The sequence below is a fragment of the Telluria sp. ZB4P36 genome, from assembly GCF_059685865.1.
In genome coordinates, this window is record NZ_JCASIE010000002.1 from 278,220 (window position 1) to 300,187 (window position 21,968).

16 protein-coding genes are annotated in these 21,968 nt (G+C 64.3%); 1 reads left to right on the forward strand and 15 read right to left on the reverse strand.

Going from position 1 to position 21,968, the window contains the following annotated elements; genetic code table 11:
* The first annotated feature begins 31 nt into the window (after positions 1-31).
* Complete coding sequence (locus AC56LK_RS04005) at positions 32-2,158, forward strand: putative bifunctional diguanylate cyclase/phosphodiesterase (protein ID WP_497183274.1); 2,127 nt, start codon at positions 32-34, stop codon at positions 2,156-2,158.
* A 227-nt stretch (positions 2,159-2,385) separates the two neighbouring features.
* On the opposite strand, the gene AC56LK_RS04010 is transcribed toward AC56LK_RS04005, so the two are convergent.
* The 15 genes from AC56LK_RS04010 to AC56LK_RS04080 all read right to left on the reverse strand — a co-directional run bounded on the left by AC56LK_RS04010 (position 2,386) and on the right by AC56LK_RS04080 (position 21,894).
* On the reverse strand, positions 2,386-4,590 hold the full coding sequence (locus tag AC56LK_RS04010; protein ID WP_497183275.1) for an OsmC domain/YcaO domain-containing protein: 2,205 nt from the start codon (positions 4,588-4,590) through the stop codon (positions 2,386-2,388).
* Positions 4,591-4,742: 152 nt separating this feature from the next.
* Entirely contained in the window at positions 4,743-5,273 is a 531-nt protein-coding gene (locus AC56LK_RS04015; protein ID WP_497183276.1) for a TadE family protein, read from the reverse strand.
* Between the two features lie 43 nt (positions 5,274-5,316).
* Positions 5,317-5,799 carry a TadE/TadG family type IV pilus assembly protein gene (locus AC56LK_RS04020; protein ID WP_497183277.1) on the reverse strand — a complete coding sequence of 161 codons (483 nt, stop codon included), beginning with the start codon at positions 5,797-5,799 and terminating at the stop codon, positions 5,317-5,319.
* Positions 5,796-7,199, reverse strand: coding sequence for a pilus assembly protein TadG-related protein (locus tag AC56LK_RS04025; RefSeq protein ID WP_497183278.1), 1,404 nt, complete (start codon positions 7,197-7,199; stop codon positions 5,796-5,798). Before AC56LK_RS04025 ends, AC56LK_RS04020 begins: the two co-directional genes overlap by 4 nt.
* Before the next feature lie 133 nt (positions 7,200-7,332).
* Positions 7,333-8,334, reverse strand: a complete 1,002-nt coding sequence (locus tag AC56LK_RS04030) for a glycoside hydrolase family 43 protein (RefSeq protein ID WP_497183279.1) — start codon at positions 8,332-8,334, stop codon at positions 7,333-7,335.
* A 40-nt stretch (positions 8,335-8,374) separates the two neighbouring features.
* Positions 8,375-9,316 (reverse strand): LysR family transcriptional regulator, encoded by a 942-nt coding sequence (locus AC56LK_RS04035; protein WP_497183280.1) that lies wholly within the window; start codon positions 9,314-9,316, stop codon positions 8,375-8,377.
* Positions 9,317-9,371: 55 nt separating this feature from the next.
* A complete protein-coding gene (locus AC56LK_RS04040; RefSeq protein WP_497183281.1) occupies positions 9,372-10,322 on the reverse strand; it encodes a glycoside hydrolase family 43 protein in 951 nt (316 codons plus the stop codon).
* Positions 10,323-10,352: 30 nt separating this feature from the next.
* Positions 10,353-11,318 carry a galactofuranose ABC transporter, permease protein YjfF gene (gene yjfF / locus AC56LK_RS04045; protein ID WP_497183282.1) on the reverse strand — a complete coding sequence of 322 codons (966 nt, stop codon included), beginning with the start codon at positions 11,316-11,318 and terminating at the stop codon, positions 10,353-10,355.
* Positions 11,315-12,322, reverse strand: a complete 1,008-nt coding sequence (locus AC56LK_RS04050) for an ABC transporter permease (RefSeq protein ID WP_497183516.1) — start codon at positions 12,320-12,322, stop codon at positions 11,315-11,317. Before AC56LK_RS04050 ends, yjfF begins: the two co-directional genes overlap by 4 nt.
* Positions 12,323-12,375: 53 nt before the next feature.
* Positions 12,376-13,899, reverse strand: coding sequence for a sugar ABC transporter ATP-binding protein (locus AC56LK_RS04055; RefSeq protein ID WP_497183283.1), 1,524 nt, complete (start codon positions 13,897-13,899; stop codon positions 12,376-12,378).
* 7 nt (positions 13,900-13,906) lie between these two features.
* Entirely contained in the window at positions 13,907-14,878 is a 972-nt protein-coding gene (locus tag AC56LK_RS04060; protein ID WP_497183284.1) for an ABC transporter substrate-binding protein, read from the reverse strand.
* Positions 14,879-14,991: 113 nt separating this feature from the next.
* Entirely contained in the window at positions 14,992-17,334 is a 2,343-nt protein-coding gene (locus tag AC56LK_RS04065; protein ID WP_497183285.1) for a beta-L-arabinofuranosidase domain-containing protein, read from the reverse strand.
* Complete coding sequence (locus tag AC56LK_RS04070) at positions 17,331-18,347, reverse strand: arabinan endo-1,5-alpha-L-arabinosidase (RefSeq protein WP_497183286.1); 1,017 nt, start codon at positions 18,345-18,347, stop codon at positions 17,331-17,333. Before AC56LK_RS04070 ends, AC56LK_RS04065 begins: the two co-directional genes overlap by 4 nt.
* A gap of 60 nt (positions 18,348-18,407) precedes the next feature.
* Entirely contained in the window at positions 18,408-19,949 is a 1,542-nt protein-coding gene (locus tag AC56LK_RS04075) for an alpha-N-arabinofuranosidase (RefSeq protein WP_497183287.1), read from the reverse strand.
* A 25-nt stretch (positions 19,950-19,974) separates the two neighbouring features.
* Positions 19,975-21,894 carry a glycoside hydrolase family 97 protein gene (locus AC56LK_RS04080; protein ID WP_497183288.1) on the reverse strand — a complete coding sequence of 640 codons (1,920 nt, stop codon included), beginning with the start codon at positions 21,892-21,894 and terminating at the stop codon, positions 19,975-19,977.
* Between the last annotated feature and the right edge of the window lie 74 nt (positions 21,895-21,968).

Here is a 21,968-nt window from a genome sequence, read left to right on the forward strand (position 1 = left end):
ACATACGGACAATCCAGTTCCAGCTGCGATCATGACTTCAAGCTCTGCCGCGGATCTACAGCGCCGGCTCGACGATTTGCTCGAACATCTGCCGGCGGGTGTCGTCGTGCACGACGTCGACGGCCGCATCTTGCACGCCAACCGCCTGGCCTGCGAACTGATCGACCGTAGCCTCGAGCAGCTGCGCGGCAGCACGGCAAGCGACGGCGCCTGGTTCATGGTAGGCGCGGACGGCCGGAGGCTTCCAGAAGAAGCGTTCCCGGTGAACCAGGTTTTACTCACGGGCCGCCAGCTGTCCCAGCTCGTGCTCGGGGTCTCGAATGGCGATCCCGATGGAGTGCGCTGGGTGATCTGCAATGCCTATCCGGAAGTCGATGCCGGTGGGCGCCTGTCACGAATCATCGTCTGCTTCACCGACTGCACGGCGCTGAAAGAGGCCGAGCAAGACCTGCAGAAATCGGAGGAGCGGATGCGCCTGATCCTGCAGGGCTCGACCGACGCCCCGTGGGATTACGATCTCGTGAAGGACGAGATCTATTATTCGGAGCGCTGGGGCGAGATGCTCGGCTACCGGGCCGGGGAACTGCACTATGACAAGGGGCTATGGCTGGCGCTGATGCACCCCGATGACAAGCCGCGCCTGATGGCTTACTGGAGCGATCTGCTCGGCGGCCGGCAAGAAACCTACAGCGTCGAGTGGCGCCTGCGCCACCGCGACGGACACTACGTGCCGGTCCTGTCGCGTGGCTTCGTCACCCGCGACGCCGACGGCACTGCCCTGCGCGTCTCGGGAACCAACACCGACCTGACCGAACGCAAGCTGACCGAACAGCGCATCTACGAACTGGCCAATTTCGACCACCTCACCGGCCTGCCGAACCGCCGCCTGCTGGCCGAGGAGCTGGACAAGGCGCTGGCGCGCAGCCGGCGCTCGGGGCGCCACGGCGCCGTGATCTTCCTCGACCTGGACAACTTCAAGCTGCTGAACGACACGATGGGCCATGACTTCGGCGACATGCTGCTGCGCCAGGTCGCGGGACGGCTGCAGCATACGTTGCGCCAGTGCGACCAGTTGGCCCGGCTGGGCGGCGACGAATTCGTGGTGGTGCTGGAAGACCTGGGCGACGATGCGCACGAAGCGGTGGCCGAGGCCCGGCATGTGCTGGAAAAACTGCAGGCGGCGCTGGGGCAACCCTACTACCTGGAAGAACGACTGTTCCTGAGTACGCCGAGCATGGGCGTGGCGCTGATCGACGGCGCGGCGACCGACATCGAGACCCTGCTCAAGCAGGCCGATCTCGCCATGTACCGGGCCAAGTCGGAGGGACGCAATACCGCGCGCTTCTTCGATCCCGGCATGCAAGCAGAGGCCGAGCAGCAGGCGGCGCTCGAACGGGCCCTGCGCGAGGGCCTGTCGGAACACCAGTTCGTGTTGTTCTGCCAGCCGCAATTCTGCGGCGAGGGTCGCCTGGTCGGCGCCGAAGTGCTGGTACGCTGGCGTCGCCCCGACGGCGAGCTGCTCGGCCCGGACGATTTCATCGGCCTGGCGGAATCCTCGGGCCTGATCGTGCCGCTCGGCCAGTACGTGCTCGAGGAGAGCTGCCGCGCGCTGGCCCGCTGGCGCAGCGACCACTCCTTAGGAAAACTCGAGCTGGCGGTCAACATCAGCGCGCACCAGCTGCGCAGCGTCGACTTTGCCGCCATGGTCACCGACATTCTCAGGTACACGGGCGCACCGGCGGCCAAACTGTGCCTGGAGCTGACCGAAAGCGTGTTCGCCGAGAATGCCGCGGACGTCGTCGGCGGCATGCGCGACCTGTGCGGCCTGGGCGTGCATTTTTCGCTGGACGACTTCGGCACCGGCTACTCCTCCCTCTCCTACCTGCGGCGCCTGCCGCTGACGGCCTTGAAGATCGACCGCTCCTTCGTACACGACGTGCACCTCGATCCGGATGCCGCACCGGTGGTGGAAGCGATCATCGCGCTGGCGCGCAAGCTCAAGCTCGACATCGTCGCCGAAGGGGTTGAGCACGAGGCCCAGCGCAGTTTCCTGGTGGCCGGCGGCTGCGGTACCCTCCAGGGCTATCTGCTGGGGCGGCCAATGCCGATCTGGGAGTTCGAGCAGGTGTACAGCAGCGCCGGAATCGGACATGCCTGAGCCGGTCGGCAGGAAAATCGGCTGGGACCTAAGAGTTATAAGCCTAGCGCATGACCGAAATCACGAACAACAATTGGATTGATGGTTTGCGGCCCGGCATACTGCACCTGTCTCCACTATTCTCCTCCAAGAAAATAGTCTTCAAGCCCGCGCATGCGGGCTTTTTTTTGTCTGTCGCCATCATGGAGAAACCCCTGATACCAGGGGCTCCGTCTGCTCCTACCACATCACTTCTCGGATGCCGCCGCCCTGGCCCGCGCCGCATGCAGCTTCTTGTAGCTGTCGATCAGGCGGTGGTGCCTGTCCAGCCCTTCCAGTTTCATGCTCGTCGGCGTCAAGCCGTGGAAACGCACACTGCCGTCCACCGAGCCCAGTGCTGCATCCATGCGCGCATCGCCATACATCCGGCGGAAATTGTGCACGTAGTCGTCCAGCTCCAGCTCATCGTCGAGCAACACGTCGAGCACCACGTTCAACGCCTGGTAGAACAGGCGGCGCTCGACGGTATTGTCGTTGTACTGCAGGAAGGCGCCCACCAGCTCGTGGGCTTCTTCGAATTGCTGCAGGGCGAGATTGATGAGCAGCCGCAGCTCGAGCACCGTCAGCTGGCCCCAGTCCGTGTTTTCGTCGAACTCGATCCCGATCAGGCTGGCGATGTCCGAATACTCGTCCAGCTCGTTGTTCTCCAGGCGGTCGAGCAGCGCCGCCAGTGCGTCATCGTCGAGGCGATGCAGGTTCAGGATGTCTTCCCGGAACAGCAGGGACTTATTGGTGTTGTCCCAGACCAGGTCTTCCACCGGGTAGATTTCCGAATAGCCGGGCACCAGGATGCGGCAGGCAATGGCGCCCAGCTGGTCGTACACCGCCGTATAGACCTCCTTGCCCATCTCTTCGAGGATGCCGAGCAGGGTCGCGGCTTCGTCGGCATTCGAGTTCCGGCCCTGGCCGGAGAAATCCCATTCGACAAAATCGAAATCGGCCTTGGCGCTGAAGAAGCGCCAGGACACCACACCGCTGGAATCGATGAAGTGCTCGACGAAGTTGTAGGGTTCGGTCACGGCGTTACTGGCAAACGTGGGCTGGGGCAGATCGTTCAGGCCTTCGAAACTACGGCCCTGCAGGAGTTCCGTCAGGCTGCGTTCCAGCGCCACCTCGAAGCTCGGGTGTGCGCCGAAGGAGGCGAACACGCCGCCGGTGCGCGGGTTCATCAGGGTAACGCACATGACCGGATAGGTCCCGCCCAGCGAGGCATCCTTGACCAGCACCGGGAAACCCTGCTCTTCCAGGCCCTGGATGCCCGCCAGGATGGCCGGGTATTTTGCCAGCACCGAAGGAGGCACGTCGGGCAAGGCGAGCTCGCCTTCCAGGATTTCGCGCTTCACGGCGCGCTCGAATATCTCGGAAAGACATTGCACCTGCGCTTCGGCCAGCGTATTCCCCGCACTCATGCCGTTGCTGGCGTAGAGGTTTTCCACCAGGTTGGACGGGAAGTAGACCACTTCGCCATCCGAATGCCGGATGAACGGCAGCGAGACGATGCCGCGCTCCACGTTGCCGGAATTGGTATCGATCAGGTGCGAGCCGCGCAGTTCGCCGTCGGGATCGTAGATGCCCAGGCAGTACTCGTCGAGGATCCCGGCCGGCAGTGCGTCATTGCGGCCGGGCTGGAACCAGCGCTCGTTCGGATAATGCACGAACGGGGCATTCGCGATGTCCTCGCCCCAGAACACGCCGGCATAGAAGTGATTGTTGTTCAGGCGTTCGATGTACTCGCCCAGGGCCGAGGCCAGGGCGCTTTCCTTGGTCGCACCCTTGCCGTTGGTGAAGCACATCGGCGAATGCGCATCGCGGATGTGCAGCGACCAGACATTCGGCACGATGTTGCGCCAGGACGCGATTTCGATCTTGATGCCCCAGGACGCCAGCATCCCCGACATATTCGCGATCGTTTGCTCCAGAGGCAGGTCCTTGCCCGGAATATAGGTGCGCGATCCGGCATCCGGCTGCAGGGTCAGCAGGGCCTGGGCATCGGCATCCAGGTTGGCGACCTCTTCGATCACGAATTCGGGACCGGCCTGCACCACTTTCTTCACCGTGCAGCGCTCGATCGAGCGCAGGATGCCCTGGCGGTCCTTGTCGGAGATATCCGCCGGGAGCTCGACCTGGATCTTGAAAATCTGCTGGTAACGGTTTTCCGGGTCAACAATATTATTCTGGGACAGGCGGATATTCTCGGTTGGAATATTGCGCGTGTTGCAGTACAACTTGACGAAGTAAGCGGCGCACAAGGCCGACGAGGCCAGGAAGTAGTCGAAGGGACCAGGCGCCGAGCCGTCGCCCTTGTAGCGGATAGGCTGGTCGGCGATGACGGTGAAGTCGTCGAACTTCGCTTCCAGACGTAGTTTGTCGAGAAAGTTGACCTTAATTTCCATGGGGAATTCCAAATCTGAACTAGTGTGGTGTAGCCGAACCTGCCATTGTTTCAGGCTTCGGGCACGCCGTGCAAAATAAAAGCCCTGTCAGGACAGGGCTTGCAGGATCGCTGGATGATGTCGGGGGATTCGCTAGGCGCTAGTATATCTGATCACGGCATACCGAGCGTCTCGGCATTCGAAATCGTCGTGGAAACCGGCAGGGTGAACGACAGCAGGATGAACGACGTCAGCGTCTGATAAGGCACCGGTGTACATGCCGCGCCACTCGCCTCCTGGCATACGCGCACCCGCACCAGGCGGATACAGCTTTCACCGTAGGGATCGCTCGTGCAGTTCTGGTGATTCTGCGCGGGACTGGCGGGTAATGAGCCTTCCAGGATCCGCTCCATGGCGAGCGTACTGCCGTCGCGCCGAATCCGCATGAAGTCGATGTTGATATGCTGATCAGTAATCGGTTCTGCGAGCATCAGGAGTCCGGGGCTGTCCCGGAAAACGGCGCGCTCGCGCACGTTTTGCAGAGCGCTGGGGTTGGTGAAGTCGACATTCGTCGCGAGCGCCGCGGCCCGGCGTGTGACTTCCTGCAAGGTGTTGACGATATACATGGCCCGGGCGATCTCGATAATGCCGAACACGAGCGTAAAGAAGAGAACCGCGACGAGTGCGAACTCGACGGCGGCCACACCCCGTTGTGATTGCCCACGGAGCGGGCGCGGGCAGGAACGCTTAGTTGCCGACATAGCGCATCGTGACGCGGGCTTCGAGGCGAAGCGGATCTTCGCCAAAAAATCGATATGCTACCGGTCCGAGAATATCGTTACTTATCCGCATTTGAACGGAGACGCGTACGATCTGAGGCACTCCACTACCACAGGTGTCCAGATCGCAGGTTGCCGTGACTGCAAACCAGTCCAGTCCCGGTGCGATGTCGTTCATCTCAGCGCGGGCAATCGCCTCGGCAAGTCCTACAATCGGCGGCTCACCGCCCCCGCTTCCCGAAGGCGCCACGATTTCGTGCTGTGCTGCGTTCGACAGGAAACGGGCACCGTCGTGTGCGGCTTTCTCGGCAACGCTGTAGTACCAGAATATCCGCGCCATCAAGAAGGGAACGATGACGAAGATGGACAGCAGGATCAGGGAAAACGCCGTCTCGATCGTGACGCTTCCTTTTCCGGCACGACGGCGGAATCGGCTTTGTAGTTTATTCATGGGTATAGCTTCATACTGAAGTGGAGGGTTTGCTCCGCCACCAGGCCTGCAAACTCCGCATACAGGTGGGTATCGTCCGCCGGCACCGTCATGAAAAACCGGCCGATGCCAAGGACCGTCGCCCGACTGCCGCTGACGGGACATGCCAGCAGGGGCACGTTCAGCACACGGCGATGCCGAACACCCCTGCTGCTCCCCGTCGGTGCCGAAAAACTGGCGCCGCTCGACTGCATGTACGGTGTGCTGGACGGATATCCCGTTGCCCTCGGCAGCCCCGGGCTGTACAAGGTGTTCCAGCTTCCGGTCCCATAGGCGGCATATCCGCCTGCCGGTTCGGAACTGGCATACTGGACGGCCTTCGCATACGACCACAGGGGTCCATACTTTCCCGCCGTCGTGCCTGCCGGTGTCGGGTCCGGCCCGGCGACGGTCCAGCGTCTGGCCGGCTCTTCATGCACGGCAGCAGACTGCCCATCCCGGGAGGTGCTCATCCATGGGACGCTGGTATTGAAGGTGTAGGCCTTCACATTGAAATCCGGCGGCGCCACGACCGGGTTGCACACCGAGGAGTCGTTCACGAAGCGTGAGTTCAGATGGTTGACGAGGCTGTCCAGGGGAAATGGGGACGACACGCTGATCTGGCCGCCCATGACGCGTGGAATGGCCAGCGTCCCTGTGCACACATAGGGTTTGACCGTATCCAGGCTGCTTGCCGGGACGACTCCCGTTCCTGCCGGTACCAGAGGATCGATCAGGAAGGAAAGGCCGGCATCGTTCGCATCGGGGTTCAGCTGCATCAAGTCATAGCCGACGCCGCGGCGAAACCCGAATTCCTCCAGCTCGCCGGCGCGGTTACGCTTTTCCTCGGGCCGCATGGCGCACACCGCCAGCGGCGCCACCTTGATCGCGGAGCGTCCGGCCACGGCGCTTGCCTCGAGCGACACATTCGCCAGGCGGTTCGAGAGCACCGGCATGAACAGGGTCGTGATGCTGCCATAGGCCGGATCGAGGCCGCCCGTGTCCACCCTCGTATACAGCACGCCGCTCGGATTGTCGAGGGCGCTGCCGAGCGACTGCCATGGACCATCCGGCGCTGCTGCGAATTCGATGGCGCCGTCGGACCATGCGATCGGGCGTCCGTACTGATAGGTGACCGAGGTGCTGCTGGATCCGCCGAATCGTGCCGATGCCGCCAGGGCGGCGTTGGTGATGCCGGAACGCGTGCCATTCAGTTCCCGGGCAGCAGCCAGGGCGGCAACGTCGGCGACGCTCTGGAGCTCCATCTTCCTGTTGTAGATGCGAGAGAGATCGAGCGCCAGGCCGCAAAAGCCGATAATGATGATCAAGGCCCCAACGGTCATGACCGCGACCGCGCCGTCCTCGCGCCCCGCATGGGTCATGGCCGGGCGGCGCCTGTGCCGAATCTGCGGTTCGCTCCCACATGTGCTCATGCCGGCTCCTCTGAAATGTCTTGCACCGTCAAAGGCAAGCATCTGAGACGAGTCTAATCTCCGATCACAAGGAAAAATTGATTCAGAACAAGGGGTCGGCGACCGGAACGCCGAAGTCGGGCGTTCCATCGGCGCGCCATCGGATGGGCTGCGCACGCGTATGGCGGTTCGGGTCGAACAAGGAGTCGCCCTTGATCTCCTCGTAGCCGCGCGCGTGGTACACCAGGATGTCCAGCTTGCCGTCCGGGCTGGTCGTAAAGGAATTGTGACCGGGGCCGTACTGACCGGTCGCGGCGCTGCTCCGGAACACCGGCACCGGCGACTTGGTCCAGGATGCCGCATCGAGCAGGTTCGCCGACACCGGCGCGGTCAACATGCCCAGGCTGTAGCTGGCGTCGGTCGCGCTGGCGGAATAGGTCATGAAGACCCGGCCATGCTTGACGAGGACCGCGGGCGCCTCGTTGACGTCGTACTTCACCTTCTCCCAGGGATATTCGGGTGAGGTCAGCATCGTCGCCGGGCCGCTGATGGAGAGCGGCGTGTCCATCCTGGCGATGTAGACAGCCGTCAGGTGCTTGTTCGCGGTGGGCGGGCGCTGGGTCCAGGCCAGGTAGCGCTGCCCGTTCAGTGCGAACGTCGTCGCATCGAGGGCGAAGGATTCCCAGCCCGTCTTCAGCTGTCCCCGTTCGACCCACTGCCCTTCGAGCGGATTGGCGGATGCGTTCTCGAGCACGTAGAGGCGGATATCGAAGGGTGCGTCCTCCCGCCCCGCGGTGAAGTAGATGTACCACTTGCCGTCGATGTGATGCAGCTCCGGCGCCCAGATGTGGCGGCTCATCGGTCCGCTGGCGTGTTTGCGCCAGACCACCCTGGCGTCGGCCTTGCCCAGCGCGTCGAGGGAGCGGGTGCGGCGCAGTTCGATTCGGTCATACTCGGGAACCGTGGCCGTGTAGTAGTAATAGCCGTCCGCATGCAGGCTGACATGCGGATCGGCGCGCTGCAGCACCAGCGGGTTGGCGAATTCGGGGGCGGCGAAGGCCGGCGCGCCCATCAGGGCCAGGGTAAATGCCGCGATTTTCAGCATGGGCGGACTCCTTTGTTGGCAAAGGGCCGCGCATGCCGCCCTAGTAGATTTCGGACGCCGCCAGCCTCACCTGCCGCAGCAGCAGCTCGGCGCCCGGCGCCAGCAAGTGATCCTGCTGGCGGATGATGCCGAAGGCATCCATCTTGCACGGCAACTCGATCGGCAGGATGCGCATGACGTTCAGCGACGCGTAGTACTGCGCTACCTCCAAGGGCATCACGTGCAGCGAATCGGTCTGCTGCAGCAGCGTGGTGATGAGCAGCAGCGCCGTGGTATCGACCACGTTGCTTGGTGGCTGCAGGCCGGCGCGGCGGAACATCATGTCGAAACGGTGGCGCAGGATGCTGCCGGGCGGCGGCAGGATCCAGGGACGCTCGGCGATGTCCTCCAGGCGCAGGTCTTTCGCATCGAGCAGCGCATGGCCCGGGCGCACCACGGCGCAGGCGGGTTCCTCGGTCAGCTCCTCGTAGACCAGGCCGCTCGAGCCTTCCTTCTCCAGGATGCGGCCGATCATGAAGTCCAGCGTGCCGCGCTGGAGCTTGTCGAGCAGGACGTTGCTGGGCTCGAGATGCACGCCGATCCGCAGCAGCGGCGCCTGTTCCTTGATGCGCGCGATCGCCCGCGGCAGCAGCGCCATCGCGGGCGACATGATGACGCCCACTTCCACCTGCCCGGACAGCCCGGCCTTCAGCGCCAGCAGGTCGTCGTGGGCCAGCGCCAGGCTGGTGAGGGCCATGCGCGCGTGGCGGATCATCGTCTCGCCGTAGATGGTCGGCTCCATCCCGCGCGGCAGGCGCTCGAACAGGCGCACGTCCAGCATCTCTTCGAGATCCTTGATCTGCTTGGACGCCGCCGGCTGCGTCATGTGCAGTTCCTCGGCGGCGCGGTGGATGTTGCGGTAGTCGTCCAGCGCGATCAGGAGCAGCAGCTGGCGCGTCTTGAGGCGCGCCTTCAAAAACCAGTTCGGGTTCGTTGTATCCATCAGAAAATAATATCATTTTGGATATCGCACCGGAAGAAATACTGCTGAGTCGTTATCACTTGCAAGCAGGCGACGGGTTAGCGGCCGGTCCCTCGGCAGTCTGCCCTACCGGCAGGATCTTGCCGTCGGGGGCATAGCGCAGCTCCTCGACGGCCACGGAACGGCGGAATTCGCCGCCGGTCGGCAGCTTGCCGTTGTGGTAGAAGATGTAGGACTTGCCGTTGAACTCGACGATGGCCTGGTGAATGGTGTTGACGTTGCTGTTCTTCTCCATGATCACGCCGCCGAAGGACCAGGGGCCGGTGGCCGTCGGGCCGCTCATGACCACGGTCTCTTCCGGGAATTTGCGCGAGTACGAGAGGTAATAAATTCCCTTGTGCTTGTGCAGGTAGGCCGCTTCGGTGAAGGAATCCAGGCCCACGGTGTGGATCGGGCCATCGAGTTCGGTCATGTTGGGCTTGAGCCTGGCGTACTTCATGACCGTGTTGCCCCAGTAGAGATAGGCCTGGCCATCGTCGTCGATGAAGACGGCGGGGTCGATGTCGTCCCACAGGATGTCGGTTTCCTTCGTCATGTCGTTGGTGACGAGGGCCGTGCCGCGCGCGTCCACGAAGGGACCGGTCGGGCTATCCGAGACCGCGACCCCGATCGCCTTGCCCTTGTTGGTGGCGTGGTCCACGGTCGAATAGAAGTAGTACTTGCCGTTGCGCTTGACGATATCGGAGGCCCAGGCATCGCGACCGGCCCACTTGAAGGTGCTGACGCGCAGCGGCGAACCGTGATCGGTCCACTTCTTCATGTCGCAGCTGGAGTACACGCGCCATTCGTTCATGACGTAGTCCTTGCCGCCCACCGGCGCTTCGTCCTTGCCGACGTAGAGATAGACGCGCCCCTTGTCCACCAGCGCGGCCGGGTCGGCGGTGAAGATGTCGGTGACGATCGGGTTGGCCGCCTGGGCGAATGCCGACGCGGCCAGGCCCACCGCGAGTACGCAAGCTTTAATCATTAGATCTCCTTATATATCTTCTAGTGTTTATTAGCTATGCTTCTGACGGAAGCCCATCAGGCGCTGCACCACGCAGAACACGAACAGCAGCGCGCCGATGACGATCTTGGTCCACCAGGAGCTGAGGGTGCCGTCGAAGGCGATCAAGGTCTGGATGGTGCCGAGCACCAGCACCCCCGACAGCGCCCCTGCTACGAACCCGTAGCCGCCGGTGAGCAGGGTGCCGCCGATGACGACGGCCGCGATGGCATCGAGTTCGGTGCCCTGCGCATGCAGGCCATAACCGGACAGCATGTAGAACGAGAACAGCAGGCCGCCCAGGGCCGCGCAGAAGCCGCTGAAGGCATAGACCAGGACCTTGGTGCGTCCAACGGCCAGGCCCATCATCGCGGCCGACTGCTCGTTGCCGCCCACCGCATACACGGCGCGGCCGAAGGACGAATAATGCGCCATCCACACCGCCAGCGCCAGCATGCCGATCGCCACCAGCGCACCGGGCGACAGGAAGCCGCCCAGGAAGGGCAGCTGGGTCTGCGACATCGCCACGAACAGCGGGTTGTCGATGGTGATCGACTCGATGCTGATCAGGTAGCACAGGCCGCGCGCCAGGAACATGCCGGCCAGGGTCACGATGAAGGGCTGGAGCCGGAAGAAGTGGATGATCGCGCCCATCGCGCCACCGAAAGCCGCGCCGCCCAGCAGCACGGTGGCGATCACCGCCAGCGGAGTCCAGTGCGCCACCTGCAGCAGCCAGGCCGCGACCATGGTCGCCAGCGCCAGCACCGCGCCCACCGACAGGTCGATGCCGCCGGACAGGATCACGAAACCCATGCCGATGGCCAGCACCAGCAGGAAGGCGTTGTCGATCAGGAGGTTGAGCATCACCTGCAGCGACAGGAAGCCGTCATAGGCCTGGCCGCCGGCCAGCAGCATGGCCAGCAGCAGGACCACGGTTGCCGCCGAGGTGAACCAGGGTGCATCTGTCATGTTTTTCATGCCGCCCTCCTCTTCCACAGCGACTTGAACTGGTCGGACTGCGAAATGCAGACCAGGAAGACCACGACCGACTTGACGACCATGTTGACCTCGGGCGGAACGCCCAGCGAATAGATGGTATAGGTGAGCGTCTGGATGATGAGGGCGCCGATGATGCTGCCCACCAGCGAGAACTTGCCGCCCGCGAGCGAAGTGCCGCCCAGTGTCACCGCCAGGATGGCGTCCAGTTCCAGCAGCAGGCCGGCGTTGTTCGCGTCGGCGCTTTTCACGTTCGAGCTGATCATCAGCCCGGCCATGCCGGCGCAGGCCGCGCTGAACACGTAGACGAAGACGACCAGGGCCGCCGTGCGGATGCCGGCCAGGCGCGCCGCGACAGGATTCACCCCGACAGCCTGGATGAACAGGCCCAGCGCCGTATGCCGCAGCAGCAGGCTGGTGACCGCGAACACCGCCACCACGACGAACAGCGCGAACGGCAGTCCGAGCAGGTACCCGCTCCCCAGGAAGAAGAAGGGCTGGTAGTAGACGGTGACGATCTGGCCGTCGGTCAGCAGCTGGGCCAGGCCGCGCCCGGCGACCATCAGGATCAGGGTTGCGACGATCGGCTGCAGGCCGAGGCCCGCGACCAGGACGCCGTTCCACAGCCCGCACAGCAGGGCCGCGCCCATGGCCGCCAGCAGCGCCAGCGCCATCGGCGTCTGGGCCACGTATTCGGGCACGCCGTTGTTGATCACCATGGTGCCGCCGATCAGCATCGAGGCGACCGTGCCGGACAGCGCGACCACCGCGCCGACCGAGATGTCGATGCCGCGCGTGGCGATCACCAGGGTCATGCCGATCGCCGCCAGCATCAATGGCGCTGCGCGGTTGACGATGTCGACCAGGCTGCCGTACAGGTGGCCGTCCTTGATCTCGAGGCGGAAGAAGCCGGGGATCAGGGCGAAGTCGATCAGCAGCAACAGGACCAGTGCGGCGATCGGCCGGAACAGCGCATGCTGGAACATCGAGGGTTTCACCTGCTGCGCGGGCTGCAGCTCCACTTCCTTGACAGCGGCGTTCATGCGCAGCCCTCCCCGGCGATCACGTGCAGCACCGAACTGTCGTCGAGCTCACCGCGACGGTACTCGCCGCAAGCCTTGCGGTCGCGCATGACCACGATGCGGTCGCTCACGCGCAGCACCTCGGGCAGTTCGGACGAGATGAACAGAATCGACATGCCCTTGCGGCACAGGGTGGTAACGTAATCCATGATTTCCTGCTTGGCGCGCACGTCGATGCCGCGCGTCGGTTCGTCGAGGATCATGAGCTTCGGCTCGGTGGCCAGCCAGCGCGCCAGCAAGACCTTCTGCTGGTTGCCGCCCGAGAGCGTGCCGATCGGCGTCTCGATGCTGGCGGTCTTGATCCCCAGTTGCTTCACGTAATAGCTGGCGAGTTCCTGCTGGCGGCGCATCGGGATCGCCCGCAGCAGCCCCTGGCGCGCCTGCAGCGCCAGGATCAGGTTCTCGCGCACCGACAGGGCCAGGATGGCGCCTTCGTGCTTGCGGTCTTCCGAGCAGAAGCCGATACCCTCCGCGATCGCGTCACGCGGGGTCGCGAAGCCGCGGCTGCGGCCACCGATCTCGATGGCGCCGCTGTCTGCCTTGTCGGCGCCGAACAGCAGGCGCGCGGTCTCGGTGCGGCCTGAACCGAGCAGGCCGGCCAGGCCGAGCAGTTCTCCCTTGCGGATCTCGAGGTCGATCGGGTTCAGGACGCCCTTGCGCGCCAGCGCCTTCGTGCGCAAGAAGGTTTCCGCATGTTCGCTGGCCTCCGCGCAGGCGCTGCCCGTTTCCTCTTGCGCTTCCGCCGGCGCCCCGATCATCTTGTTGACCAGGGCCAGCCGCGACAGCTCGCTGCACAGGTACTCGCCTTCGCGCTCGCCGTTGCGCATCACGGTAATGCGGTCCGAGATCGCATAGGTCTGGTCGAGGAAGTGGGTGACGAACAGGATCGCCATGCCCTGCTCGCGCAGCGAACGCAGCACCGAGAACAGCAGCTGGACTTCGTTCTCGTCCAGGCTGGAGGTCGGCTCGTCGAGGATCAGGACCTTGGCCGAGATGTTCAGTGCGCGCGCGATCGCCACCATCTGCTGGATGGCGAGCGGATAGTGCGAGAGCGGCTGGCTGACGTCGATGTCGATCTGCAGGCGTTTCAACAGTTCGGCGGCCTGGCGGCGCATGCCACGCCAGTCGATCATGCCGAAGCGGCGCGGATAACGACCAATGAAGATGTTTTCCGCGATCGACAGGTTCGGGCACAGGTTCACTTCCTGGTACACCGTGCTGATGCCGAGTTCCTGCGCATCCTGCGTCGAGGTGGGCGCGATGGCCCGGCCGCCAAGGGTGATGCTGCCTTGCTCGGGCTGGTAGACGCCGGTCAGAACCTTGATCAGGGTCGACTTGCCGGCGCCGTTCTGGCCCATCAGCGTGTGGACTTCGCCGGGGAACAGGCGCAGGCCTGCGTCCGACAGCGCCTTCACGCCCGGAAATTGCTTGTGGATGCCGGTCACTTCAAGGACCGGCGACTCCGATGTCGAGGCGAACATGGGCGCCTCAGTATTTACGGTTCGGGAATTCCTTGGCCGCGACTTCAGCTGGGAACACACCCTCGTTCACGGTAATCCGCTTTGCTACCTGCTTGCCGGCCTTGACCAGCTGCGCGGTCTGGATCAGCTGCGGCCCGAGCAGCGGATTGCACTCGACGGTCACGTTGAGCTTACCCTGCAACATGGCCTCGAAAGCCCCGCGCACGCCGTCGATCGACACCACCAGGATGTCCTTGCCCGGCTTCAGGCCCGCTTCCTCGATGGCCTGGATCGCGCCGATGGCCATGTCGTCGTTGTGGGCGTACAGCACGTTGATGTTCTTGCCTTCGGATTTCAGGAAGGCTTCCATCACCTCCTTACCCTTGGCGCGGGTGAAGTCGCCGGTCTGGGAGCGGATGATCTTCAGCTTCGGGTTGTCCTTGATGACTTCCGCGAAGCCGGCCTTGCGGTCGATCGCCGGCGCCGAGCCGACGGTGCCCTGCAGCTCGACGATGTTGTAGCTGCGGTTCGGGTTCTTCTTCTGGTGCTCGACCAGCCAGCGCGCGGCGCGGCGGCCCTCTTCCACGAAGTCGGAACCAATGAAGCTCACGTACAGCGAGGGATCGCTGACCTTGACCGCACGGTCGGTCAGGATCACCGGGATCTTGGCAGCCTTGGCTTCGCGCAGCACGGTGTCCCAGCCGGATTCCACGACCGGCGAGAAGGCGATCACGTCGACGCGCTGGGCGATGAAGGAACGGATGGCCTTGACCTGGTTCTCCTGGCGCTGCTGGGCGTCGGCGAACTTCAGGTTGACGCCGGCCTGCTTGGCGGCGCTCTTGATCGAGGCGGTGTTGGCGGTGCGCCATTCGCTTTCGGCGCCCACCTGGGAGAAGCCGATGGTGAGCGGTTTGGCGGCGTGGGCGGGGATGGCGGGGATGGCGGCGGCCAGCGTCAGGGCGGCGGCCGTGCCCAGCAGGGTCCTGCGAGCGGTGTTCATCACTATGTCTCCGGTATTGTTGTTTCGCAATCGTAGGGCAAACTGCGATGCTGTTCCAATCACATTTTCCGTATGTGCGATACAAGAAATGGCATCACCTACATCGGGGCTTCTTACCGCAGCAGGCGGAGTCCGTAGAGGCCACCCGCCACCGAACCCTTCTTGGCCACGAAGCGCACTGAGAGCGTCGGCCTCGCCTGCCCGACGGTTGCGGGCAGCAGGTAATCGACAGTGTAGAACTCCTGAGCGGCATCGCCGGTGAGCACCACTTCGGCAAGCAGCACGCCATTGACCTCGATATCGAAGCGGCGCCCGGCGTCAGCCTTGGCAAAGGTCAGGCGCAACAACTTCGCCTCGCCTTTCGGGTCCTTCAGCTCATAACTGAACCATTTGCTCGCATGCCGCCAGTGCCGGCCGCCGTTCACACCCGCGGCGACGCCCTCGCCCTTGAAGAAGTGGTCCGACTCCGGCTGTTGTTCGCCGGGCGCCACCTGGTCGATGGTACGGGCGTCGAGCGCCAGCCGGTCCGCTTCACGCGCCGCGTTCTCGGCCCGCATGCGTTCCAGGTTGGCCGGCGTCGCGTGCTGCCAGTACATCGTATAGCGCGAGTCGTGCAGGCGGAAGAAGGGAATGAATTCGGTCGCGCTACCCGCCGCACCGTGCACGAGCCCGGGTGCGGTAAAGGTGAGCGCCTTGCCTTTCACCGGCCGGAAGCGGCGCAGGAAATCCTGCGAATCGCTGACCAGCATCGGCGCCGATTCGAGCGGGCAAACCGGCCCACCCGCGATATGTCCCATGCGCGAGTCGTCGGCCAGGAAGTTCAGCTTCTCGTCGCCGGGCATGCGCGTCTTCGCGGCCAGCACGATTGGGCCGTGCAGGACGGCGTAGTAGTTCGACTTGTCCGGCATCTGCTCCAGGCGCGTCGTCATCGGCAGCTGCACGTCGACGCGGTCGCCCTTGCGCCACGCACGGGCCACGCTCACATAGCCGCCAGGCGCGGCGTCATGCTTTACCGCCCTGCCGTTCACGGTCACCACCAGCTTCCCGGCCGCGACCCAGCCCGGATGGCGGATCTTCATGGTAAAGCGGCCAGGTGATTCGACAGTCAGGCGTGTGCTGCCCTGGTCCGGGAAGCGCGTCGCCTGCGTGATCCGCACGTTCATCTCGCGCCAGTGCAGCGTCGAGGGAATGAAGAGGTTGACGAACAGCGCATCGCCCTCGTGCGCGTAGATGAATTCGCCGAACTTCGCGTGGCTCTCGATCCCCGAGCCCACGCAGCACCACATGCCCTTGTCGACCTGCGAATACACCCGATAGTGGTTCGGCCGCATCGGCGTGAAGTAGACGAAACCGCCGCCCGGGCGCTGCGAGGACAGGATGTGGTTGTACAGCGCGCGCTCGTAGTAGTCGCCGTAACTGCCCTTCTGCTCGGACTGGAACAGCATCCCGGTCAGCTTCAGCATGTTGTAGGTGTTGCAAGTCTCCGGCCCCTCGACCTCGCCGATCATGGAGCCGAAGTTATGCTCGTCGTGGAAGTGCTCCTTGACGCTGTTGCCGCCGATGGCCACCGAGCGGCGGTCGACCACGGTCTGCCAGAAGAAGCTGGCCGCCTTGTCGAGGTCCTGCCTGTCCGTCATGTCGGCGATGCGCTTGAAACCGATCACCTTCGGAATCTGTGTATTCGCGTGCAGGCCCGTCAGCTTGTCCTGCCCCTGCGCCAGCGGCTGCAGCACCGCCTGGTGCGAGAAGCGCAGGGCCAGCTCGAGGTACTTGCGCTCACCCGTCATCTGCGCCACGTCGGCGAAGATCTCGTTCATGCCGCCATGCTCGCTGCGCAGCATCTGCTGCATCTGCTCCTCGCTCAGGCGCGCCGTCAGGCGCAGTGCCCAGTCGGACAAGGCGATCAGCATGCCGCGCGCCTCCTCGTTACCGGCATAGCGGTAGGCATCGCGCAGGCCCGCGTACACCTTGTGCAGGTTATACCAGGGCACCCACTTTCCGTTGACCGAAAAGTTGTCGGCCTCCAGCTTGCCGGCCGCGATATCGCGCCAGGCCTGGCGCCCGCCCGGAATGCCGCCCAGGTAACCGTCGCCGTTGGCCGCCTGCGCCCGCTTGAGCTCCGCCACGAAATAGTTCAGGCGGCGCAGCACCTCCGCATCGCCGGTGGCCGCGTGCATGAGCGCGAGCGCCGACAGGTAGTGGCCGCCCATGTGGCCGTCCAGTCCCGTCGACTCCCAGTTGCCGTAGCTCGGCCGGCGCGGCTCCAGGCCGGCTTCGCGCAGGAAGGGCGCCAGCAGCCGGTCCGGCTCCATCGCCATCATGTAGTTCAGGTCGGTGGTCTGGGCGTCGAGGAAGGGTCCGGGCTTGAGGCGGACGTCGGCCAGGGGGAAGAGCTCGGCCGCCTGCGCCCAGGCACCCAGCACCAGCAGCGTCAGCGCGGCGAGCCGTGGCTTCATGGCAGCCGCACGCTCTGGTAGCGGTTCAGCTCAGCGGGATCGACGGTGGGCCAGCCCTCGCCGTCCCAGGCCATCGGCAGCACCTTGAGCTTCTGCTTGTACTTGTCGGCGGTCTCGTAGGCATGCAGCACCATGTAGCCCTTGCCGTCGAAGGTGTAGGCGCTGTTGTGGCCCAATCCGACCCAGTCGCGGTCGCCCTGGATGACGAGCGAGCCGCCGCCCTTGGCCATGTCCACGCCCTGGCGGTCGAGGTAGGGCCCGGTGACGGCTTTCGCGCGGCCTACCACCACCTTGTAGGTACTGTCCTTGCCCTTGCAGCACAGGTCCCATGAGGCGAACAGGTAGTACCAGCCGTTCTTCCGCATGATGAAGGGCGCTTCGATTGCGGCAGGGCCGCCATGCAGGTCCGGCGTAAAGGCCGGGCGCTCGCGGCGTGCAATGGTGTGCCATTCCTGCGGCTCGGCCAGTTTCGTGCGGCTGGCATCGAGCTTGACCAGCTTGAGACCGCTCCAGAAGGAACCGAAGGACATCCAGGGCGTGCCCTGCTCGTCGTCGATCACGTGCGAATCGATGGCGTTCCACAGGTCGCGGCCCGGCACGGACTGCAGTACCATGCCCTGGTCTTCCCATTTGTATCCGGGCGCGCGTGGGTCGAGGGTGGTATTGGTCGTGACGCCGATGCCGGAGGTGTTCAGGCCGAAACCGGATACCGAGTAGTACAGGTAGTACTTGCCCTTGTGGTGATAGATGTCCGGCGCCCAGATGTGGTCATTGAAGGTCGGCGCAGCCTTCCTGGCCCATGCCGGCTCGCCGGGGAAAACGCGGCCCTCCGGCTTCCACGACTTCATGTCGTTCGAACTGTAGAAGGTGATGCCGGGACCGGTGCTGAAGAGGTAGTACCTGCTGCCCTCCTTCGCCATGACGGGGTCATGGACGTCGACCGGCGCAGCGAAACTGGGCAATGCGGTGGCGAGCGCCAGGACGCAGCTGGAGAAACGGGAGATTAAAGACATTGCGAACTCCTGAACAATCGTGATCCCCAGGGTGGGCGGCGGCGCCGCCCACCCCAGGCATTATGCGTCTACCGACACTACCACGACCGACTTGGCCGGCACCTTCAGCGTCAGCTTGCCATTGACCGCCTTGGCGCTGTACGGCGCCGGCTTGATGGCTTGCGGCTTGTCGAAGGTGTTGTGCGCGTCCATCGCATCGGCGGTCAGCACCTGGCCGGTGGCGCCGGAGGCCGCCTGGCCCTTCAGGTCGACGGTCACGTCGCTGGCCTGGCGCGGGTTGGTGTTCACCAGGGCCACGTAGACCTTGCCGTCCTTGCCGCGGGCGCTCGAGGCGCTGATGCCCGGGATGCTCTTGTTGTCCACCGAGTAGGCCACGTCGTTGTTGACGGCGGTCGGCAGCGAAGTCGCATCCTGGAACGGGATGTACATCTTGTAGGCGTGGTAGGTCGGCGTCAGTAGCATCTTGTCCTTGTCGGTGATGATCATGGCTTGCAGCACGTTGACCATCTGGGCGATGTTGGTCATGCGGACACGCTCTGCGTGGGCATGGAAGATGTTGAAGTTCAGGGCCGCCACCACCGCGTCGCGCAGGGTGTTACGCTGGAACAGGAAGCCCGGGTTGGTGCCCGGCTCGACGTCGTACCAGGTGCCCCATTCGTCGACGTAGAAGCCGATCTTCTTCTGCGGGTCGTTCTTGTCGAGGATGGCGACGTTGCGGCGGATGTGGCCGTCCATGCGCAGGGTCTGCTGCATGGTCGAGAACCACTCGTTCTCGGCGAAGCCGGTGGCCGCGCCCTTCTTCTCCCAGACACCGGTCGGCAGCGTGTAGAAGTGGAAGCTGATGCCGTCGGTGCCCTTGGCGACTTCCTTGCTCAGGACCTCGGTCCATTTGGTGTCGTCGTCGTTGCCGCCGCTGGCGACCATCTTCGGGCGTGCATTCGGCGGGGTCTTGAGGAAGGTGGCGTAGTGGTTGTACAGCTGCGCGTAGTATTCCGGCTTCATGTTGCCGCCGCAGCCCCAGGCTTCGTTGCCGATGCCGAAATAGGCCACCTTGAACGGTTCCTTGCGGCCGTTCTTGCGGCGCTGCTCGGCCAGTGTCGACTTGGTGTCCGAAGTCATGTACTCGAGCCACTCGGCCATCTCCTGCGGGGTGCCGGAACCGAGGTTGCCGTTGACGTAGGCTTCGGTGCCCAGGATGTCGACCAGGTCGAAGAACTCGTGGGTGCCGACGGCGTTGTCCTCGGCCACGCCGCCCCAGTGGGTGTTGACCTTCACCGGACGCTTGTTGCGCGCACCGATGCCGTCGCGCCAGTGGTACTCGTCGGCGAAGCAGCCTCCCGGCCAGCGCACCAGCGGCACCTTCAGTTCCTTCAGGGCGCCGACCACGTCATTGCGCCAGCCCCGGGTGTTCGGGATCTTCGAATCCGGGCCGACCCACAGGCCTTCGTAGATGCCGGTGCCCAGGTGTTCGGCGAACTGGCCGTAGACGTTCTTGTTGATGACCGGGCCGGGCTTGGTGGCGTCGATGCTGACGCTCACCTGAGCGAAGGCCGGGGCGGCAAGGATGCTGAGCGCGAGGATGGTCGGCTTGAATACGTTCACTGCTGTCTCCTGGTTGGTTGGATTCTTATTTGAATACGGCGACGAAGCCGCCGTGTGCCTTGATACTGATCTTGTGCTTGCCGCCCTTGAGCGGGGACTGGCTGAATTCGCGCTCGCCCTTGCCGTCGGTGATGAGCCTGCCCTCGCCTTTGCCAATGAAGGACAGGTCGAGGTCGAGCGGCTTGTCGGCATCGTCGGCGTTCAGGCCGGCGACATACCAGGCCCTGCCTGACCTGCGCGCGATGACCACGTGCCGGCCGGGATAGCCGTCGACGAAGCGGGTCTCGTCCCAGCTGCGCGGCAGCTCTTGCAGGAAGCCCTTCACATAGGCCGGCGCGGTCGTCATGCCTTCCGGGGTCTCGGCGAAGTGCTGGATCCCGGACAGGAACAGCACCGATTCGGCCAGCTCGAAGCCGTTGCGGGTCTTGCGCTGGATCTTCGGGATGTCGCCGAACACGGTAGGCGTGAAGTCCATCGGGTCGAACAGGTTGCGGGTGAAGGGCAGCATGGCTGCATGGCGCGGCACCGCATCCTGGTCGGCCTGGAAAAAGGTCGTGAACTCGAAGCCGCGCACCGCCTCGGCGGTCATCAGGTTGGGATAGGTGCGCGACCAGCCGCGCGGCAGCGTGGCGCCGTGGAAGTTCACCAGGAGGCCGGCCTTTGCGGCATCGTTCAGGATGTCGACGTAATAGGCAATCATCGACTGGCCGTCGCCGGCGAAAAAGTCGATCTTGACGCCCTTGATGCCCATCTCGCGCAGCTTCGCGAACTCGCGCATGCGCGCTTCGCGGGTCAGGAGCGCGCCTTTCGGGCTGTACTCGGTCTTGTTCCAGGCGCCGGACGAGTTGTACCAGACCAGGATGCCGATGTTCTTCTTCGCTCCGTACGCAACCAGTTCGCGCATCCTGGCGTCGCCGATCTTGCGGTCCCAGTCGGCATCCACCAGGGTGTAATCCCAGCGCATGTCGGCGGCGTAGTCGACGAACTTCTTCTGCACGTCGAAAACGGTGCCGTCATCCTTCAGCAGCGCCCAGCTCCATGCGGCGTGGCCGGGCTGGATGCGCGCCTTGTCGAAGGCGACCGCGGGTGCGGCCAGGTCGGTGCCGAGGGTCGATTCGACGATGGTGCGCAGCGAGCCCAGGGCGATGATGCGCCATGGCGTCACCAGCTCTCCCTTCGCCTCGGCCAGCAGCGCGCCGCCGGTGAAGACTTCCGGCGCGGCTGGCGGGGCGAGCCGGTAGCGGCCGTCCGGCGATGCGGCGTCGAGGCGGGAAGCGTGGAAGCTGCCGTCCATGTTCGCCTCGGTCAGCGCAACCCAGGTGTTGCCGGTGCGGAACAGCGCCGGGAAGACCCAGCCGGCTGGCGTCGGCGCCTTCGTGCCGACGGCGATCTCGCGCTGGTAGTGCTCTTCGTAGGCGGGATTGGTGTTCATCCAGCCGGTCTGGGCGACCGACATCGGCTGCAGCCAGGCGCGCGCGGATTGGTCGAAGCCGAAGCCGGTGGCTTCGGCGATGAATGTCTTGGTCGGCAGGGCCGGCTCGCGCACCAGGTAGCGGAAGGCGACGCCGTCGTTCGATACCCGGAAAGCGAGGTCCATGGCCTGGCCCTGGGCGTTGCGAACCGTGTAAACCTGCTCGTTGGCGCTGTAGCTGATGTGCCGCTTCTTTCCGGTGGCGAGCTCGTAGCTGTCGCGGACCGGCTTGATTGCGGAAGTCGCGGCGATCGACAGCCCGGTCGTGAGGTCGGCGCCCTGCAGTGTCAGGCCCAAGGGGGATGGGAGGATGACCGCTTTTCCCGCTCGGGCGACCGCATAGGTGAGCGTGCCCGACGGTGCCGCGCTGACGGTAACGGCAATGTGGCCATCGGGACTGGTCAGGGCGGCGGCGTGTGCCTGCGTGCTGAAAATGGCGACGAGCGCCAGGGTCGTGCGAGTCGGAGCGGTCATGGCGTGGTCCGTTAACCCGTCGTTCCGGAATGCGCCGAAAAAACGGTTTCAAGGGGAGTGGCTGAAAGGGACGG

Coding starts and splice junctions, on each gene's coding strand:
- AC56LK_RS04020 (WP_497183277.1), bottom strand. CDS start 5,799: ATGAATAAACTACAAAGCCGATTCCGCCGTCGTGCCGGAAAAGGAAGC.
- AC56LK_RS04060 (WP_497183284.1), bottom strand. CDS start 14,878: ATGAACACCGCTCGCAGGACCCTGCTGGGCACGGCCGCCGCCCTGACG.
- AC56LK_RS04050 (WP_497183516.1), bottom strand. CDS start 12,322: ATGTTCCAGCATGCGCTGTTCCGGCCGATCGCCGCACTGGTCCTGTTG.
- AC56LK_RS04025 (WP_497183278.1), bottom strand. CDS start 7,199: ATGACCCATGCGGGGCGCGAGGACGGCGCGGTCGCGGTCATGACCGTT.
- AC56LK_RS04035 (WP_497183280.1), bottom strand. CDS start 9,316: ATGGATACAACGAACCCGAACTGGTTTTTGAAGGCGCGCCTCAAGACG.
- AC56LK_RS04040 (WP_497183281.1), bottom strand. CDS start 10,322: ATGATTAAAGCTTGCGTACTCGCGGTGGGCCTGGCCGCGTCGGCATTC.
- AC56LK_RS04070 (WP_497183286.1), bottom strand. CDS start 18,347: ATGTCTTTAATCTCCCGTTTCTCCAGCTGCGTCCTGGCGCTCGCCACC.
- AC56LK_RS04065 (WP_497183285.1), bottom strand. CDS start 17,334: ATGAAGCCACGGCTCGCCGCGCTGACGCTGCTGGTGCTGGGTGCCTGG.
- yjfF (WP_497183282.1), bottom strand. CDS start 11,318: ATGAAAAACATGACAGATGCACCCTGGTTCACCTCGGCGGCAACCGTG.
- AC56LK_RS04010 (WP_497183275.1), bottom strand. CDS start 4,590: ATGGAAATTAAGGTCAACTTTCTCGACAAACTACGTCTGGAAGCGAAG.
- AC56LK_RS04005 (WP_497183274.1), top strand. CDS start 32: ATGACTTCAAGCTCTGCCGCGGATCTACAGCGCCGGCTCGACGATTTG.
- AC56LK_RS04080 (WP_497183288.1), bottom strand. CDS start 21,894: ATGACCGCTCCGACTCGCACGACCCTGGCGCTCGTCGCCATTTTCAGC.
- AC56LK_RS04030 (WP_497183279.1), bottom strand. CDS start 8,334: ATGCTGAAAATCGCGGCATTTACCCTGGCCCTGATGGGCGCGCCGGCC.
- AC56LK_RS04055 (WP_497183283.1), bottom strand. CDS start 13,899: ATGTTCGCCTCGACATCGGAGTCGCCGGTCCTTGAAGTGACCGGCATC.